The 1,047-nt window shown below is 58.9% G+C and carries 1 protein-coding gene; it reads right to left on the bottom strand.

Features of this window, described 5'->3' with window-relative positions:
* The coding region (locus tag ACR0IP_RS23195) for an amidohydrolase (protein ID WP_480528165.1) at window positions 1-1,047 on the bottom strand (1,047 nt) is incomplete at both ends.

Here is a 1,047-nt window from a genome sequence, read left to right as displayed (position 1 = left end):
CACGTCGTCCGGGATCGGACATGTGTAAGGTGTTTGGCCCAGATGGTCTTGATGCGTCGCGCATGCAGCTTCGATGCGCGAGGGATCCTCAACCAGTCGACAAGCTGTCGCGGCCATTGCTTTTGCCGCGTAGACCATGCCTTTGTGAGCCGCGGGCGCCTTGCCTTGTGCCACTGTTTGCCACGTATGAAACGGCGTTCCTATAGCACAGGTGGCAACTCGTGCCTGAACGGTTGGGACTGCCCAACTCACGTCGCCAACATCTGTCGAGCCTTCGCCGCCATCGCTGTGGCGATCAAGAGGTGCGATGAAGTCGCAGAGTGCGAGATTTTTTTTGGGCTTAGCACCGATCCGCTTGAAGGTCGTATTGATGTCAGCGGCGGTTAATGTGGTCTGAATGTCGCGGGCAAAACTGAGATCTGCCTCGTCAAAGGCGACGGGTCCAAGTTTCTCTAGCTCGTGCTGCATGGTTTCTTCCAAAGGACGGTTGCCAAGCAGGTTTGAAACGCCGGAAAAGACCTGGCTGGTAACTTGCGTTCCTGTCATCAGCGCCGCGCCGTCCGCAATCTTTCGGACGCGCGTAACCAAATCGGCGAGGTCCGGTAGCGAGCTGGCGCGGACGAGTTGGCGCACTGTGGCCTTGGCCTGCACCACGTTCGGCGCAACACCACCTGCATCGAGATAGGCGTAGTGAACCCGGGCGCTGTCGGGCATGTGCTCGCGCAGGTAATTTACACCGATGTTCATCAGTTCAACCGCATCAAGCGCCGACCTACCCAATTCCGGTGCACCCGCCGCATGGGCAGCTTTTCCATGAAAAGTGAAATCGATCCGGGTGTTCGCGAGCGATCTGGCCTCATTCACGCCTGTGAAGGTCGCTGGATGCCACGAGATGGCTGCGTCGACATCATCGAACAGTCCTTCGCGCACCATGTATGTCTTGGCCGCGCCCCCTTCTTCAGCGGGGCAGCCATAGTATCGCACACGGCCCTTGATGCCGTTTTCGGCCAGCCAGTCTTTCACCGCCGTCGCGGCCAAGAGTGCGGC

It is taken from the genome of Ruegeria sp. AL11 (assembly GCF_056540865.1).
Note: the sequence above shows the minus strand (reverse complement) of the source record. Positions and strands in the feature narration are given on the sequence as shown.